The organism is Bacillus sp. BS3(2021), from assembly GCF_021043345.1.
In the GTDB taxonomy this organism is placed as follows: domain Bacteria; phylum Bacillota; class Bacilli; order Bacillales; family Bacillaceae; genus Bacillus; species Bacillus paralicheniformis.
The window spans coordinates 151,808-167,106 of sequence record NZ_JAJNDM010000005.1; the positions used below are offsets into that span (position 1 = coordinate 151,808).

At 47.2% G+C, this 15,299-nt stretch carries 15 protein-coding genes; 7 read left to right on the plus strand and 8 right to left on the minus strand.

Annotated elements, in window-relative coordinates:
- Nucleotides 1-6: 6 nt before the first annotated feature.
- The gene (modA, locus tag LQ247_RS12820; protein ID WP_245093189.1) at nucleotides 7-765 is read right to left on the minus strand and encodes a molybdate ABC transporter substrate-binding protein; all 759 of its coding nucleotides are present in this window, start codon (nucleotides 763-765) and stop codon (nucleotides 7-9) included.
- Between the two features lie 238 nt (nucleotides 766-1,003).
- Here modA and LQ247_RS12825 point away from each other — a divergent pair, with 238 nt between their 5' ends.
- The 4 genes from LQ247_RS12825 to LQ247_RS12840 all read left to right on the plus strand — a co-directional run bounded on the left by LQ247_RS12825 (nucleotide 1,004) and on the right by LQ247_RS12840 (nucleotide 4,882).
- Nucleotides 1,004-1,444, plus strand: a complete 441-nt coding sequence (locus LQ247_RS12825; protein WP_023856606.1) for a ferritin-like domain-containing protein — start codon at nucleotides 1,004-1,006, stop codon at nucleotides 1,442-1,444.
- Between the two features lie 113 nt (nucleotides 1,445-1,557).
- Entirely contained in the window at nucleotides 1,558-2,199 is a 642-nt protein-coding gene (locus LQ247_RS12830; protein ID WP_231006175.1) for a response regulator transcription factor, read from the plus strand.
- Nucleotides 2,196-3,563: a sensor histidine kinase gene (locus tag LQ247_RS12835; RefSeq protein ID WP_003180417.1), complete on the plus strand. Its 1,368-nt coding sequence runs from the start codon at nucleotides 2,196-2,198 to the stop codon at nucleotides 3,561-3,563. The genes LQ247_RS12830 and LQ247_RS12835 overlap by 4 nt, the downstream gene beginning before the upstream one ends.
- An 83-nt stretch (nucleotides 3,564-3,646) precedes the next feature.
- Nucleotides 3,647-4,882, plus strand: coding sequence for a cell wall-binding repeat-containing protein (locus tag LQ247_RS12840; protein ID WP_020450864.1), 1,236 nt, complete (start codon nucleotides 3,647-3,649; stop codon nucleotides 4,880-4,882).
- Nucleotides 4,883-4,902: 20 nt separating this feature from the next.
- Here LQ247_RS12840 and LQ247_RS12845 read toward each other — a convergent pair whose 3' ends face one another.
- The gene (locus tag LQ247_RS12845; protein ID WP_023856603.1) at nucleotides 4,903-6,666 is read right to left on the minus strand and encodes an ABC transporter substrate-binding protein; all 1,764 of its coding nucleotides are present in this window, start codon (nucleotides 6,664-6,666) and stop codon (nucleotides 4,903-4,905) included.
- Between the two features lie 115 nt (nucleotides 6,667-6,781).
- On the opposite strand from LQ247_RS12845, the gene LQ247_RS12850 reads away from it, so the two are divergent.
- Nucleotides 6,782-7,984, plus strand: a complete 1,203-nt coding sequence (locus LQ247_RS12850) for an MDR family MFS transporter (protein WP_101560686.1) — start codon at nucleotides 6,782-6,784, stop codon at nucleotides 7,982-7,984.
- A 74-nt stretch (nucleotides 7,985-8,058) separates the two neighbouring features.
- Nucleotides 8,059-9,678: an AMP-binding protein gene (locus LQ247_RS12855; RefSeq protein WP_023856601.1), complete on the plus strand. Its 1,620-nt coding sequence runs from the start codon at nucleotides 8,059-8,061 to the stop codon at nucleotides 9,676-9,678.
- A gap of 44 nt (nucleotides 9,679-9,722) precedes the next feature.
- Here the strand turns inward: LQ247_RS12855 and LQ247_RS12860 are convergent, their stop codons facing one another.
- The 3 genes from LQ247_RS12860 to LQ247_RS12870 are packed head-to-tail and all read right to left on the minus strand — an operon-like array spanning nucleotide 9,723 to nucleotide 10,816.
- Nucleotides 9,723-10,292, minus strand: a complete 570-nt coding sequence (locus LQ247_RS12860; RefSeq protein ID WP_023856600.1) for a manganese catalase family protein — start codon at nucleotides 10,290-10,292, stop codon at nucleotides 9,723-9,725.
- A gap of 21 nt (nucleotides 10,293-10,313) precedes the next feature.
- A complete protein-coding gene (locus LQ247_RS12865; RefSeq protein WP_020450859.1) occupies nucleotides 10,314-10,577 on the minus strand; it encodes a spore coat protein CotJB in 264 nt (87 codons plus the stop codon).
- A 5-nt stretch (nucleotides 10,578-10,582) separates the two neighbouring features.
- Entirely contained in the window at nucleotides 10,583-10,816 is a 234-nt protein-coding gene (locus LQ247_RS12870; protein WP_020450858.1) for a spore coat associated protein CotJA, read from the minus strand.
- A 209-nt stretch (nucleotides 10,817-11,025) separates the two neighbouring features.
- Here LQ247_RS12870 and LQ247_RS12875 point away from each other — a divergent pair, with 209 nt between their 5' ends.
- Nucleotides 11,026-12,180: an AbrB family transcriptional regulator gene (locus LQ247_RS12875; protein WP_231006135.1), complete on the plus strand. Its 1,155-nt coding sequence runs from the start codon at nucleotides 11,026-11,028 to the stop codon at nucleotides 12,178-12,180.
- A gap of 24 nt (nucleotides 12,181-12,204) precedes the next feature.
- On the opposite strand, the gene melA is transcribed toward LQ247_RS12875, so the two are convergent.
- Genes melA through LQ247_RS12890 form a run of 3 tightly spaced genes read right to left on the minus strand, consistent with a single transcriptional unit; the run spans nucleotide 12,205 to nucleotide 15,288 of the window.
- A complete protein-coding gene (gene melA, locus LQ247_RS12880) occupies nucleotides 12,205-13,503 on the minus strand; it encodes an alpha-galactosidase MelA (protein ID WP_231006136.1) in 1,299 nt (432 codons plus the stop codon).
- A 30-nt stretch (nucleotides 13,504-13,533) separates the two neighbouring features.
- Nucleotides 13,534-14,364 (minus strand): carbohydrate ABC transporter permease, encoded by an 831-nt coding sequence (locus LQ247_RS12885; protein WP_025811718.1) that lies wholly within the window; start codon nucleotides 14,362-14,364, stop codon nucleotides 13,534-13,536.
- A complete protein-coding gene (locus LQ247_RS12890) occupies nucleotides 14,365-15,288 on the minus strand; it encodes a carbohydrate ABC transporter permease (protein WP_025811719.1) in 924 nt (307 codons plus the stop codon).
- Between the last annotated feature and the right edge of the window lie 11 nt (nucleotides 15,289-15,299).

The window sequence follows — 15,299 nt, forward strand, 5'->3', positions numbered from 1 at the left end:
CGGCGGTCAGCCCTTCTTAAATCCGTACTTTTCCATTGCCTTAACGGCTTGGTCGCTTTGCAGGAATTGATAAAATTCCTCAGACTGTTCCCTGTGCTTTGTATTTTTTACAATTCCGAGCGGGTAGACAATCGGTGTATGCAGATCGCTTTTCGCCGTCTCGACAGTCTCGACCTGATCTGATGAAAGGGCGTCCGTCCGGTAAACGATTCCGGCATCCGCGTTGCCTGTTTCGATATAAGAAAGGACCTGCCTTACATCTTTGCAGTAGACGATTTTAGATTGCACTTTAGACCATACGTCAAGGTTCGTCAACGTTTCTTTTGCGTATTTTCCGGCTGGCACTGATTCGGGTTTGCCGACCGCAAGTTTTTCAATTTTGCCCTCCGCCAAATCTTTGAAGCTGTTGACATGCTGATTTTTCCCTTTCGGAACGATCAGCACCAGACTGTTTTCGACCAGCTTGACAGAGTCTTTTTTGTCAATTAACCCCTGATTAACTACTCTATTAAATTTGTCCTCGGCGGCAGAAAAAAACAAGTCAGTCGGAGCGCCCTGTTCGATCTGCTGCTGCAATGCACCCGATGAGCCAAAATTAAACTTTATGGAGACATTCGGATGATCTTTCTCATATACGGAGGAAAGTTCCGCTAATACATCTTTGAGACTCGCAGCCGCGGAAACCGTAATTTGAACTTTTTCAGGCTTCCCCTTGGCTGATCCCCCTTTTTCCGCCTGGCAGCCGGCGAACAAAACAACCGACATCAATAAAGCCACGGCCGTCAATATTACCTTTTTCAATAGTCTCACTCCATTTTGATATGTATGTCATTAATTCGGCACTAACAACCATTTTACGTCAAACTTCATTTTTTTAAAATAGATTGTGCTCACCGCACATCATTTTGACACATGTTCGAGGCTCAACCTTCCATAGGCACATGCATGCAAGCACATACATATAATGACAGGACGTCAAATATAAAGTGTTGAGGTGAAAAAAATGTGGTATGTTCAGCCGTATCTTCCCGCCTATCCCGCCAGGCAAAACGACAGGCTGATCAAGGATCTTGAAAAAGCGGTAAACGGAGAGCACAGCGCGGTCGTCTGCTATCAAAAAATCGCCCAAAAGGCGCCGGATTCCGAAACAAAAAAGCGGATTTTAGAAATCAGACAAGATGAAATTCGCCACTTTAATGCGTTCCTAACATTTTATACGTCTCTTACCGGCCGAAAGCCTGACATTTCCATAACTGAGCCTTGTCCGGAACAGTATCGAAACGCGCTGGAGTTCGCATTTAAAGACGAACAGGAAACGGTTGATTTTTATTTGGACATCGCAGACTATGTGAAAGACCGGGCGATACAGGAGGCGTTCAAGCGGGCGGCAGCTGACGAACAAAACCATGCAGTCTGGTTTTTATACTTCTTAACAAAGAGATGATCCGCCTTGATCAATATACCCTTATAGGGTATATTTTTAAAATAGCGGACTTTTATTTTGACTAAAGAGGTGCTAAAACATTGAACGTGCTGCTTGTCGATGATGAAATCCGGATGCTCGATCTGCTGGAGCTTTATTTAGAACATTATTCGTGCACAAAAGCCGCCACCGGAAAAGAAGCCCTGGATTTAATAAAAATGAACAATTTTGATCTTGTTATTCTCGATATTATGATGCCTGAGATGGACGGATGGATGGTGTGCCAAGAGATCCGCAGATTGACAAGCGTTCCGATTATCATGCTCACCGCCAAAAACGGGCAGGATGACATTGTGCGCGGATTGAATTTCGGCGCAGACGATTATTTAACAAAACCGTTCAGCGAAAAAGTGCTGCTTGCCAGAATAGAAGCTGTCCTGCGCAGGACCCGTCGGTTTCATGAAATCCGGTTCCGCGGTTTAATCTGGAATAAACAGCATCATACCCTGCATGTCAATCAACGGGAAATCGGCATTACGCCAAGTGAATTCGATCTGCTCGGGACGCTCTTAAACCACACGGATCAAGCGCTTTCGAGAGACCAATTGATTGAGAACATCTGGGGGTTCAACTCTGATATCGAGCCCCGCACCATCGATTCACACATGAGAAATTTGCGAAACCGATTGAAAAAAGCTGGCTTTCCGGTTGAAGATCATCTCCGGACCGTCTACGGCGTCGGCTACAAATGGACAAGCAAAGGAACCGGAGCATGAAAAAGATTTCATTTAAGCTCGCAGGTTCATTTTTCATTTTAATCCTTTTCATCGAAACCATCCTTTTTGCGGCGCTGTATACAACGATTATCAACACAAGAATAAACGAAGAAATCCGCGCGCTCCAACTAAGGGGCAACAGCCACAGAGACGTCCTCGAAAAACATTTTGACAAAAGGACGATAGACCACGTCACCCTGATGGAAACCGAAGCCCGGACAAACGTAATCATAACGGACCAAAATAGACGCGTATTGGCGCAGTCTGCCCGGGGAGACATGACGGAACACCTTCATTTCGAAGAAAAACACATCCCGAGGAAAGGGACCGCTTTATCGTCCCATTGGAATACATCAAAGTATATTTGTACGATCAGTCCGATCATGAACGGACGGGAAACGGCCGGCTACGTCTTCATGTATTTGGAGACCTCCTCGATAAAAGCCTTGGTGGCAAGCATTACGAAGCGGTTTTTCCTCAGCTTTGGCTTAACCGGCGTCTTAACTGCCGCAGCTATTCTTTGGTTCAGCCGTGTATTAGCGAAGCCGATTATTAAACTGAAGGAAGCAACCGAAAGTATCAAAAACGGTCAAGCTTCGATTCCGCTTGATATCAAACGGAACGATGAACTCGGCGAGCTCGCCGCATCAATCGAAAGCCTTTCTTCAAATCTCAGCAGGCTTCAAAAAGAACGAAACGATTTTCTGTCAAGCGTCGCTCATGAGCTGCGGACTCCGATCACATATATAAAAGGCTACACAGATGTCGCGATGAGAGATAAACTCGATCCACAAGCCAGAAATCAGTACTTGTCGATCATCAAAGAGGAAGCGGACAATTTAAACACCCTTGTTGACGATTTATTTTTGCTGACAAAACTGAAACAGCCCGGATTTCAAATCAGTAAGAAAAAGGTTCACCTGCACACATTCATAAAAAAAGAAGTTCAGAAAGCGGCGGTCGCTTTTTCGGAAAAACGAATCAGCCTTTCGTTCGACATCCCGGCGGATCTTTATGTCTCAGTCGATGAAGTCCGTTTTTCACAAGTGATCTCAAATTTGCTGAACAACGCCCGCCAATACTCCGATCCTGATTCAATAGCGTCCGTCACCGCAACAAAAGCAGAGGATCAGGTCAAGATTACGATAGCGGACGAAGGCTGCGGCATTCCGGAAGAAGAACGGGATTATATTTTTGAGCGCTTTTACCGGGTCGATAAGTCGAGATCGAGACAAACCGGCGGTACCGGGCTGGGCCTGGCCATCGCGAAAGAAATCGTCGAGCTTCACGGCGGTCAGATTGCAATAAAAAACAGAACCCCGAAAGGAAGCGAATTTATCATCACGCTGCCTTCTAATATGTAACAAATGTCGAGATGTCTGCACCAGTTTTGCACATTTCCCGGGTATACTACTCAGTAATCTGGACCAAAAAGGAGGAAAACACCATGAAATTGAAATCCGGTTTACTTTTTGTCATGCTTGTTTTCGCGCTTCCGCTCGCAGCATGCCAAAATTCCGGCTCGGGAAAGACGGACGGACATAAGGAGCATCATACAAAGAATCATTCGGAGATGAAAGAAAAAGACGCCGTTTCTCTTCCGAATGATTTCAATAAGCGGGCGGAAGAAGGGCTTCTGGTGAAAAACACAAAGAACACGACAAGACTTGACGCGAATACACCGGAAGAAATGAGCATCAAAACCTCTCAAACGATATGGCCGGCCACTCATAAACAAAACAGGCCGGGCGCAGTGATTTTAGTTTCGGGCGGATCATGGCAGGCAGCTCTTGCATCAGCTGATCTGATCCATCACCCGAATAACGGACCTGTTTTAATCGCGGAAAAAGGGAAAATCTCCGGGCAGATTCAGAATGAAATCAAGCGCTTGAACCCGACGGGCACTTCAGACGGAACGCAAATCATGGCTGTCGGAGAATTCGATTCACTTCAAGCTTTGAACTCTTTTAAAATAAAAGAGCTGAAAGGGAAGAACGAGGCTGATCTGGCAAAAGAGATTGACAAAGAATACGCGGATGCAGCCGATGAGTATCCGAAAAGCGTTATCATCGGATCATCCGAGGAAGATGCGGAACTTTATTCGCTCCCGGCTGTAAACTGGATCGCCCACATGCCTGAGCCGATCCTGTACGTGAACAAAAAAGGCATTCCCGAAGAGACGGCCGCAGCATTAAAGAAAAGGGACGGCAAAGCAAACATCTATATTCTCGGCCCTAAAAAAGCCGTTTCAGAAAAAACGGAGGATGCATTAAAGGAATATGGAACAGTCAAAAGAATTTCCGGAGATACGCCTGTCGCAAATTCGATTGCGTTTGCGAAATTCAGCGATAAAAACACCGGTTTTGGGTGGGGAATCACAGATCCGGGACACGGACTGTCCTTCGCATCAACGGCCGCGCCCGAGCTGGCGCTTGCCGGAGCGCCATTTTCCCATTTGGGAAAACACGCTCCTCTGCTTTTACTCAAAAATGGACAGGCAGACAGTACGATGTACAGCTATTTATCCGAGATCGAGCCTTCTTTTCGGGACAGACCGCAGGACGGCCCTTATAACCATGCATTCATTCTCGGATCAGAAAATGAGATTTCATTTCGAACGCAAGGCGTTCTTGATGACATATTGGAAATTAAGTCAGTGGATGGAGGACATTCCGGTCATTAAGAAACACAATGGAGGGGCTCTTACAGAAGAGCCTCTTTTTTGTACCAGATGCCGTAAAAATCAATCCATCCTTCTTCGTTAAGCACAATGCCTTGAATGGCTTCCCCCGCTTTAACGCGAATATTGTTTTGATATAGCGGAATCGTGTAAACCTCTTCTGCCAAGGCGCGGTCCGCCTCACACAGAAGGCTGATCCGCTTGGAATGCTCATCAATGAAACGAAGCTGATCCCTCATCAAGGCGGACTTCCTCTGCCATTCCCCCGGCATATGGACGTGTAAAAAGCTGTTTTCCGTTAAAAGGAGGTGCAGCCAGCTCATTTCTTCCGAACGTCCGAATGTCGCACTGTCGTGAATCAAATCGGCTTTTGCGATCACTTCTTCCTTCATGAGCTCATCCGCTTTCATATAACAAACCTCTAGTGCGATGCCGTACCGCCTGCACCTCTTTTGGATCCATGACGCATCCTCCCGGTGATCCGGTTCGGAAAACGTATAAAGCCGAAGCGGATCGCCTTTGTAATGGCCTTCCATAAGCAGCTTGCCGATGTCGTCGTCCCCGGATTCAGGCGGAAGATCCCGGTTTAGAAAGCCTCCCGCCGGAGCCGTCCGTTGTCCGGCTAATTCACTGACCATATGTGAAGGGGAAATGATTTGCCGCAAAGCCTTCCTGAACGCCTTATGCTTGAGAGGCCCCGATTTGTTTGCATTCACCGAGATGTACTGAACATTCCTTTCCTCGTGCCATTCATCGAAAACCTGACTTTGTTCTTCTTTTTCCATATAAAAACCGTAGTCGACAAGAGAAAAATTGCCATCCATATACCATAGTTCGATCCGGTCTAAAAAAGCCCGCCCTTGAAAATATCGCTCATGCGCTTCAAGCGCGAGAATCCGGTCATCCCGGCGGACAAGTCTGAAAGGACCCGTCCCGATCAACAGTCCGTCATTCTGATGGCGGTTTAAAATAGACAGCCTTTCATCGCAAAGATGATGCAAAAACAGCGAGTTTTTTGCCTTTAAACAAATATCAAAACTATATTCATCCCTGACCGCAACATTTCCGATATCCTCTACGAGCCATTTGCATTTATTTTCATCATCCAGCATAAAACGCTCAAACGAGTATTTAACATCCTCAGCTGTCAATGTTGTGCCATCATGGAAATAGATCCCTTTCCTCAAATAGAACGTCCACGTTTTTTGGTCGGCGTCACATTCCCAGTGGTGGGCAAGATGCGGCATAAAACCTCCTTCCTTTTCATTAAAACGGATCAATGTATCACATACCTGCTTAACGACATGGCTCTCTGAACGCAGATAAATACGGCACGGATCAAGACGCTTAAAATGCTCTGGCTCCATCGCGGTCATGAGCCTCAGCACATCTTTTTGCTTGCTGCCCTCCGATTCGGTCTGAAAGCCGAAAACGCGCTCAAGCCACTCTTTATATGACGGCAATGCGTCCGGACACGAATGCTGATATGCTTCGAGAAGGTGTCTCGCCCGGTCGATTTTACCTTCTTTCGTATCATTTTTCGCCGTTTCAAGCAGCAGTTCACAAGGTTCTTTTAAAAAGCGGATTTCTGATTTGTTTCCTCTCCCCCTTCCCCTTTTCCAAGCAATCCACTGCAAACCTTCAAGTTTCGCTAAAATCAGTTTTGCGTTCCTCGGTGTGCAATACAGAATATCCGCGATTTCACTGACTGAAATCTCTTCTGCCTCCCCTTCGCTTTCGCATTTAATTCCCGCGGTAAGTTCCATGTAATGTTCGATCGATTTCATCTCCGTTATCCCCCGCTTTATAAAAGGGGAAATTTCTCCCCTGGTTTTCTGTCCTTTTTACTGATGATTTTCCATTTTACACTAATTGCACTGCTATGTTGAAGGAGGATATGAAATGAACCGTTTAAAACAAAGGTACGGTTCTCCCGTGCTGATTTGCTTCTTCGGAGAGTTCCTGACCGGAATAACGGGAGCCATGCTGGCCCCTTTCCTCCTTTTTTATCTGTATGATGTGCTTGGAACTGGCATATTGCCGGTGATGCTCGTCATCGGAGCAAGACCGCTGACCGAGGTCGCGGTGACGCTTGCCGCAGGAGGACTGACGGATCGGATCGGAAGACGGAAGGTGATCCTGGCGGCGCTCGCCTTTCAGACCGTCTCTGCCGCCGGTTTTATGATGGCAGATCACATTTGGCTGTTCGCTCTTTTTTATGTGCTGAACGGCATCGGGGGAGCTTTGTACATCCCTGCGCAGCGGGCCCAAATAACGGACAGCACCGAAAGCGGGCGTCGCTCTGAAGCGTTCGCTGTCCTTCATGCCATTGAAGGGTTGGGCGCAGCGGTCGGTCCGGCCGCCGGACTTGCAGTCTATTCCTATCAGCCAAGCCTGATGTTCGGCTTTCAGGCATGTGCGTTTTTTCTCTATTGGCTTGCTGTTTATTTTAAAATGCCCGAGGTATGGCGGTCAAAAAGGCAAAAGGAGATTTTGGAGAGGGAAAAACTTCTTTCCGCAAAAAAGGTATTTTTTCAGCACCGTCCGGTTCTGTCCTTGATGTTCTTGTCGATCCCCGTCAGCCTGTTCTATGCTCAACTGGAGTCAAACTACCGCCTTTATCTCGAAACTCTTTTTGAAGATTTCCTATTCATCTTGACTGTTTATACAGTGTGCCGCGCCCTTCTTAGCATTACGATGCAAATTCCGCTTGTCAAATGGACGGAAGGACTGAACATCCAAACGGTCGTTTCCATATCATATGTATGCTACGCTGTGGCAGCAATTGGTTTCGCTTTTTCATCATCGATCTTTTGGCTGCTCTCGACTGCCGTTTTATTTACGGCGGCAGAAAGCATGCTGCTGAATCACATGCAAACCTTTGTCTCGCGCCTTGCTCCCGATCATATGCGGGGCAGATATTTTGCATTTTTCGGCCTGCATTGGGATATTTCCCGGACAATCGGTCCTTTTTTAGGCGGGATGATGTTCATCAAGTTCGGCGGGGCAGCGCTATTTCTTGCTATTGCAGGAATCGTGGCTGCCGGCGGAATTGCACAATACCGAACAGTATTAACATTATCTTCCCGGCTAAGAAAAAACTAATTCTTTATAGTACCTGGTACTAGAACAAAGTGCTATAATAGAAACAGTTTTTATTCGGGAGGCAAGGAGGCATTATGATTACATTAAAAAAACAAACGATCGGCGGGCTTTTAAAATCAACCGCCGGCCGGTTTCCGAATCATGAAGCGGTTGTATATTCTGAGCTCGATTTAAGATATTCGTATCAGGAGCTTGTTGAAGAAACCTCTAAAATTGCAAAAGGGCTGCTCGCGCTCGGCATTCAAAAAGGAGAGCATGTCGCCATCTGGGCATCCAATATACCGGAATGGATTCTGCTCCAGTTTGCGACGGCAAGAATCGGCGCTGTGCTCGTCACCGTCAATACAAGCTATCAGGCGAGAGAACTTGAGTACTTATTGGAACATTCCGATTCCACCACCCTCTTTCTAATGGACGGCTACAAAGGGACATCCTATATCGATATGGTCGACGAGATCATGAAAAATCCGGAAAAGCTGCCGAAGCTGAAAAATCTCGTCTACCTTGGCAAGAATAAAGTCCCTGAACATATGACGGCTTTTGCCGACATCGCCAAACTGGGCGAAACGGTCTCTGATGCCGACCTTTTCGAAAGAGAGCAATCACTCACACACGATGATGTGATCAATATGCAGTATACGTCGGGAACAACAGGCTTTCCAAAAGGTGTGATGCTGACTCACTACAATATCGTCAATAATGCGGCGATCGTTGCCGACAGAATGGGGCTGACGAGCGAAGACAGGCTGTGCATTCCGGTTCCTCTGTTTCACTGCTTCGGCTGTGTGCTAAGCACGCTTGCCTGTGTCGCGTCAGGCGCGGCCATGCTGCCGATCATCGAATTCAAACCGGACATCGTCCTACAAACGGTCGAAAAAGAGCGATGTACAGGACTGCAGGGTGTGCCGACAATGTTTATCGCCGAGCTCACCCACCCCGATTTTGCAAACTATGACCTATCTTCATTGCGGACCGGGATCATGGCAGGCTCCCCGTGTCCTAAAGAAGTGATGAAAAAAGTGATGAAGCAAATGAATATGACGGATATCACAATCGCATACGGACAAACGGAGTCTTCACCCGTGATTACGCAGACAACGGTCACCGACACGATCGAACGCCGCGTTGAAACCGTCGGTAAAGTGCATCCGCATGTAGAAATGAAAATTGTGGATCCTGACACGGGGGAAACGCTCGGCCCGGACGAGCAAGGCGAACTGTGCACAAGAGGATACCTCGTCATGAAGGGATACTATAAAATGGACGAAGCCACCAAAAAGGCCATTGATGAAGACGGCTGGCTCCATACCGGCGATTTGGCCGAAATGGACCGGGACGGATACGTGAGGATTACCGGCCGCTTAAAAGATATGATCGTCCGCGGCGGTGAAAACATATACCCGCGTGAAATAGAGGAATTCCTTTATGAACATGAGGATATTGTCGATGTACAGGTTGTCGGCGTTCCTGATGAAAAATACGGGGAAAAAACGGCGGCCTTTATTAAATGCAAACCGGGCAAAAAGCTGACGCTTGAAGATGTCAGAGATTTTTGCAAAGGACAGCTTTCATATTACAAAATTCCGGAGTACGTATTTCTGATCGACGAATACCCGCTGACCGCTTCCGGAAAAGTCCAAAAGTATGTGCTTCGCGACCGCGCAGAAGAGCTGCTTGCGAGCCCTGTGCAGTAAACAAAAAGCCGAAAATACCAATCGTATTTTCGGCTTTTTGCTGTTTAAAATACTTTTTTACTGTCGCGCTCTTCCTTCAAAATTTCGACAGCTTCGCGGAAGCGCTGTGAATGAACGATTTCCCTTTCCCGTAAAAATGCCAGCCCGTCATTTAAATCCGGATCATCCGACATGTCAATCAGCCATTGATACGTAGCCCTCGCTTTTTCTTCAGCCGCTATATCTTCATATAAATCGGCAATCGGATCGCCTTTTGCCTGGATGTATGTAGCGGTGAACGGAACGCCGGCAGCGTTATGGTAAAACAGGGCTTTGTCATGGTCTGCATAATGATCGCCGAGCCCCGCTTCCTTCATCTGTTCGGGTGTCGCGTCTTTTGTTAATTTATATACCATCGTCGCAATCATTTCAAGGTGAGCAAACTCTTCCGTACCGATGTCCGTCAGCAGTCCGACGACTTTGTCAGGAATGCTGTAGCGCTGGTTCAAATAGCGAAGCGCCGCAGCCAATTCGCCGTCCGCTCCGCCGTATTGCTCAATCAAAAATTTGGCAAGTCTCGGATTGCATTCTCTCACCCTAACAGGATACTGCAGTTTTTTCTCATAAAGCCACATGAACCTGACTCCCTTCCTCTATTAAACTTGCCACGGCCAGGGACTTTTTTTCCAGCTCCAATAGGATTCCGTCTGATCCGGGCTCCCTTGCGTCAAAGGGCCGTATTTTGATTCAAACTTCGCTTTCAGTTTTCTTGAATATCCGGCATACTGGTTGTATTGTCTGATGGCGTCGGTATCATCGGGATGTGTATCAAGGTAAAGCATCAGCTCAACGATGACAAAATCGACGGCCTGAATTTCATGGAGCCTTTGATAATAGTCTTGCGGTAAAGAGTTCGTCACCCCCCTTACCTCCCATCTTCATACGGATTTTCATAATGATCGTAAAATACGGGCCAAAGCGTCCCTTTTTGCAGCGCCTCCATCGGGGAAAACTGCGGAAGGCCGCGGGGCTGAAAACCTAGATATAGATTTGGAGGGGTTCTGTAATATCTTTTACCGATCGGAGGACACGGATCAAAAGCGCTGTGAAACGGACGATACGATTTGACTTTGGTGAATGATTCCTTGGAATGTTTCATATCGGTTCACCTCTATTTGTGATCGAATCTAATTTAATGTATTCATATGTTCCATCTGTTATGTTCAAAAATGAACGATCAGTTTTTCTTATTAATCTTTTAAATAAATTCGTATTTTACCAATCACTAAAATTATTATATAGTGATATATAGAAATACTTTACTTAGTGAACAAAATGATTGCAGTAATCAGGAAGAAGGTTTTTCATTTGAGGGAAAAAAGAGATTTCCTTCGGGATATATTATTGATATTAATCAGCAGTTTTGGGGGATTTCTTCTCTCTTTGACCGGCATGACGATCGGCTGGATGGTCGGCACAATGACAGCAGCCGCTTGTCTGTCGCTGTTTCGCCCGTCACCGTTAAAGGCTGCTGTCAGACAAAACGGCATCCATCATGGCTGGCTTCAGTTCGGCCAAATGCTATTGGGGATTGAGCTCGGCCAGAAAATTAACATGTCCGTGATTTCGATTTTTAAGGAAAATTGGCTGATTGTCGGCGTCATGCTCCTCCTTTCCGTCGTGTTCGCCATGCTGTCGGGCTTTGTCTTATGGAGGTTCAGCAAGACCGATATGCTGACGAGTTTTGTGGGAACGGCCCCCGGCGGGCTTTCCGCGATGCCGGGCATCGCTCAGGAAGTGGGAGCGAACACGGCAATCGTCAGTCTCGTGCAGATGATACGTGTGCTTCTGGTCGTCATGACCATTCCTTTTTTCGTTTTTTTCATAAATGCGAAGCAGCCTGACGCCCATGCTGCCGGCAGCCAAGTGATCGCCGCGGGAACATCGGCTTTTGAAGCGCCTCATATCGCATGGACTGCGCTGATCGTGCTGGGCGGATTCGGGGTATGCAAAGCGATGAAAGCACTGCGGTTTCCGGCGCCATGGCTGCTCGGAAGCATGACCGGTGCGGCCGTTCTGCAAATCGCAGGCGCTTCAATGACCGGACTCAGCGCAACAGCCTGGTGGCCCCACGGCTTTTCAGTGCTGTCGCAAATTTGTCTCGGCGCGACGATCGGTTCAAAAATCAGCAAAGAAATGTTTATCGGCGTCAGAAAAACGCTGATCGTCGCACTTGCCAGCTCTGTCGGACTGATCATTGCGATGATTTTAAGCGCCGCCGTCACCGCTAAAGCGGCAGGCATTTCCCTGACAACGGCCATATTGGCGTTTGCTCCGGGGGGAATCGCGGAAATGGCGACAACATCTGTCACGCTTCACGCCGACTCTACGTTCGTCGTCGCCGTCCAAGTGTTGCGGGTGGTGCTCGTGATCGCGATGCTTCCTCCATTCTTCCGATTGCTTCATCAAAAGTCGGAAAAATATTCACACCCCCGCATGAAAAAAGCCCGAGCTGAAGGCTGATCCCTTCGCTCGGGCTTTATTTTTTCATTCAAATTCCGGCAGCCAGTCGCCGTGTGCTTCGATCAATTCATCGCACATGCTTACAATATCATCCATCGATAATTCCGCAGCCGTATGCGGATCAAGCAATGCGGCATGGTAAATGTGCTCTTTTCTTTTTGTTATTGCCGCTTCAATCGTTAACAGCTGTGTATTGATATTGGTCCGGTTTAAAGCCGCCAGCTGTTCAGGCAGCTCGCCCGCGGCGCACGGAGTGATCCGGTTCCGCTCAGCGACGCACGTCACTTCAACGACGGCTTTTTCCGGAAGGTTTGGAATCAATCCTTTATTCAAGACATTTCCCCCGAATGTAAACGGCTGTCCGGTTTCCATCGCTTCGATGATTCTTGAGCCGTATTCGTTTGACCGCTCGTGGGTTAAATGCCGGTTGCCGACGATTTCGCCGCGCATCTTTTCCCAGTTTTGAATCTGCTTCTCGCACCTTCTCAAATATTCGTCAATCGGAATATTCAGCTCTTCAATCATTTCGGGATAATGGCTTTTGATGAAATAAGGGTGGTACTCCGCGTTATGTTCGGATGATTCGGTCACATAGTAGCCGAATTTATCCATCAGTTCAAATCTGACCATGTCATCATGTTTCGTTTTCTGCTTTTCTTTTGCCCGTTTTTTGATTTCTGGATACAAGTCTTTTCCGTCTTGCTTTACTTCAAGAAGCCAGGCCATATGATTGATACCGGCGATTCTTTCTTCGATTCGTTCATGCTTCATGCCTAGGGATTTGAAAAGGTCTTTTGTGCATACTTGTACGCTGTGGCAAAGACCGACCGTTTTCAAGTCCGTGTAGCGAAGCAGCGCACCGGTTAAAGAAGCCATCGGGTTTGTGTAATTTAAGAGCCAGGCGTCGGGCGCCGCGCATTCGATGTCTTTTGCCATATCCAATAAAACGGGAATCGTCCGCAGCGCCCTGAATATCCCGCCGATTCCGACCGTATCGGCAATCGTCTGTTTGAGGCCGTACTTTTTCGGGATCTCAAAATCGATGACTGTGCCCGGTTTATAGCCGCCGACCTGAATGGCATTGATCACATATTTCGCCCCCGCCAAAGCTTCTTTTCTATCGTCATAAGCGCGGATCGATACCGTGTTGTTATAGCGGTTTTTTAAATGTTCAAGCATTTCTTTAGATTCTTTGAGACGCTGCGGATCGATATCATACAAAGCAAATTCAAATCCGTTGACCGCCGGAACCATCAGGCAGTCCCCCAGCACATTTTTCGCAAAAATCGTGCTTCCGGCTCCGATAAAAGCAATTTTAGTCATTCATATCTTCCTTTCCCCGTGAAATTTCCGCTAACCTTTTAGCGCTCCTGCTGATAATCCTTTTATAAAATACTTTTGCAGGAATAAAAATAGAATCGTCATCGGCAGCATCGCCATCAGTGAAGCTGCAGCCACCAAGTGCAGGTTGTTCGCATTTTGCCCAAAGAATCCGGCAATCGCCACAGTCAAAGTCTGCACACTTTTGTCTTGAAGGAAAAAGATCGAAAACTGATAGTCGTTCCAAATGAATACGCAGGCAATAATGCAAATCGTCGCAGTCACCGGCTTTAATAAAGGAAAGACAATTCTGAAGAAAATGCCCGCCGTGCTCGCCCCGTCGATTCTTGCCGCCTCTTCAAGCTCTTTCGGAATCGTCGAACGGATAAATCCGGCATACAAAAAAATTGTCAAGGGCATATAAGCCGCCGTATTATTCAATATCGCGATTTCGAGCGTATTCAGCATGCCGAACTCCACCACCATTTTGTATAAAGGAACCATTGATGTCAGCGGCGGAATGATCATAATGCCGATAAACAGAAAGTATACGGCTTGATTGAGCTTTGTTCTTCGTCTGGCGAGGGGATAGGCCGCCAGAGAGCCGATCATAATCAACAGAGCCGCCGAAGCAAGAGTGATCGCAGCGGTATTGAAAAACGAGCCGGCCAGACCTGCTTTATCCCATGCTTCTGCGAAATTACCGAGGCTGATTTCGTCAGGGAACTTCCATTTCGAGCTGAAATCCCCCTTTGCTTTCAGCGCTGTCGTCAGCAAAATATAAAATGGAATCAGGTGAAAAACGGTAATGCATGCCGCCAGTGCCGTCCACAGCGCCCGCTTCTTTTTCTCTTGGTGATTCATCTAGGCTTCGACCTCCTTGCGCTTAAAATAAATAAGAGCCGTAAAGCTGATCAGCAGTATCAACGCCGCCATGAAAACCCCCTGTGCGGCTGCATAACCGGCATCCTGCCTTTTAAAATACAAATCGTACATAAAAGTCGACATCGATTGCGAAGCATTTCCCGGACCGCCGCCTGTCAGCGCTAAAATGACATCAAACAGCTTCAGTCCGCCGATGATATTGATGACCATGTTGATTGTGACAGAAGGCATCAACAGCGGCAGCGTAATCTTCCAAAACTGCTGAAAACCGCTTGCCCCGTCAATTTGCGCCGCTTCATAAAAATCTTTCGGAATGCTTCCGAGACCTGCTAAATAAATGACCATCGCAATACCGACAAACTGGTACGAATTCACAAATACGATGATCCACGGATTGATTTCCGGGCTGCTCAAAGCGTTTACAGGAGCTGCTCCGAATAATTTCAGCACATCGTTCAAGGCGCCTCCTTCATAGGAGAAGAAGAAATACCAGATATACCCCATGATCAGCGGGCTGATGATGACGGGCAAATAGACAACCGTACGTGTCAGCGCTTTCATTCTGATGCTTTTAAACAGCAGGAGAGCATAGAGAAGACCGATGACATTTTGCAAAATCGTACTGCCCAGTCCATACAGCAGGGTGTTTCTGACGACAAGCCATGTGGCCGGGTCGGCCAGCATCCGTTTATATTGGGCAAAGCCGATCCAGTCATACGACTGTGAAAAACCGTTCCAGTTCGTAAACGTGATTTTAATGCCGCTGGCAAACGGATAAATCATAAAAATGGATACAAGCGCCAAGGCGGGAAGATACATCCACCAGAGTGATCCGCTTTTCTTCACAAATCCCCTTTTACTTTTCGTAATAGTCAGACTTTTTCCTTTAGCTAATTCGCTCATCATTTCACCCT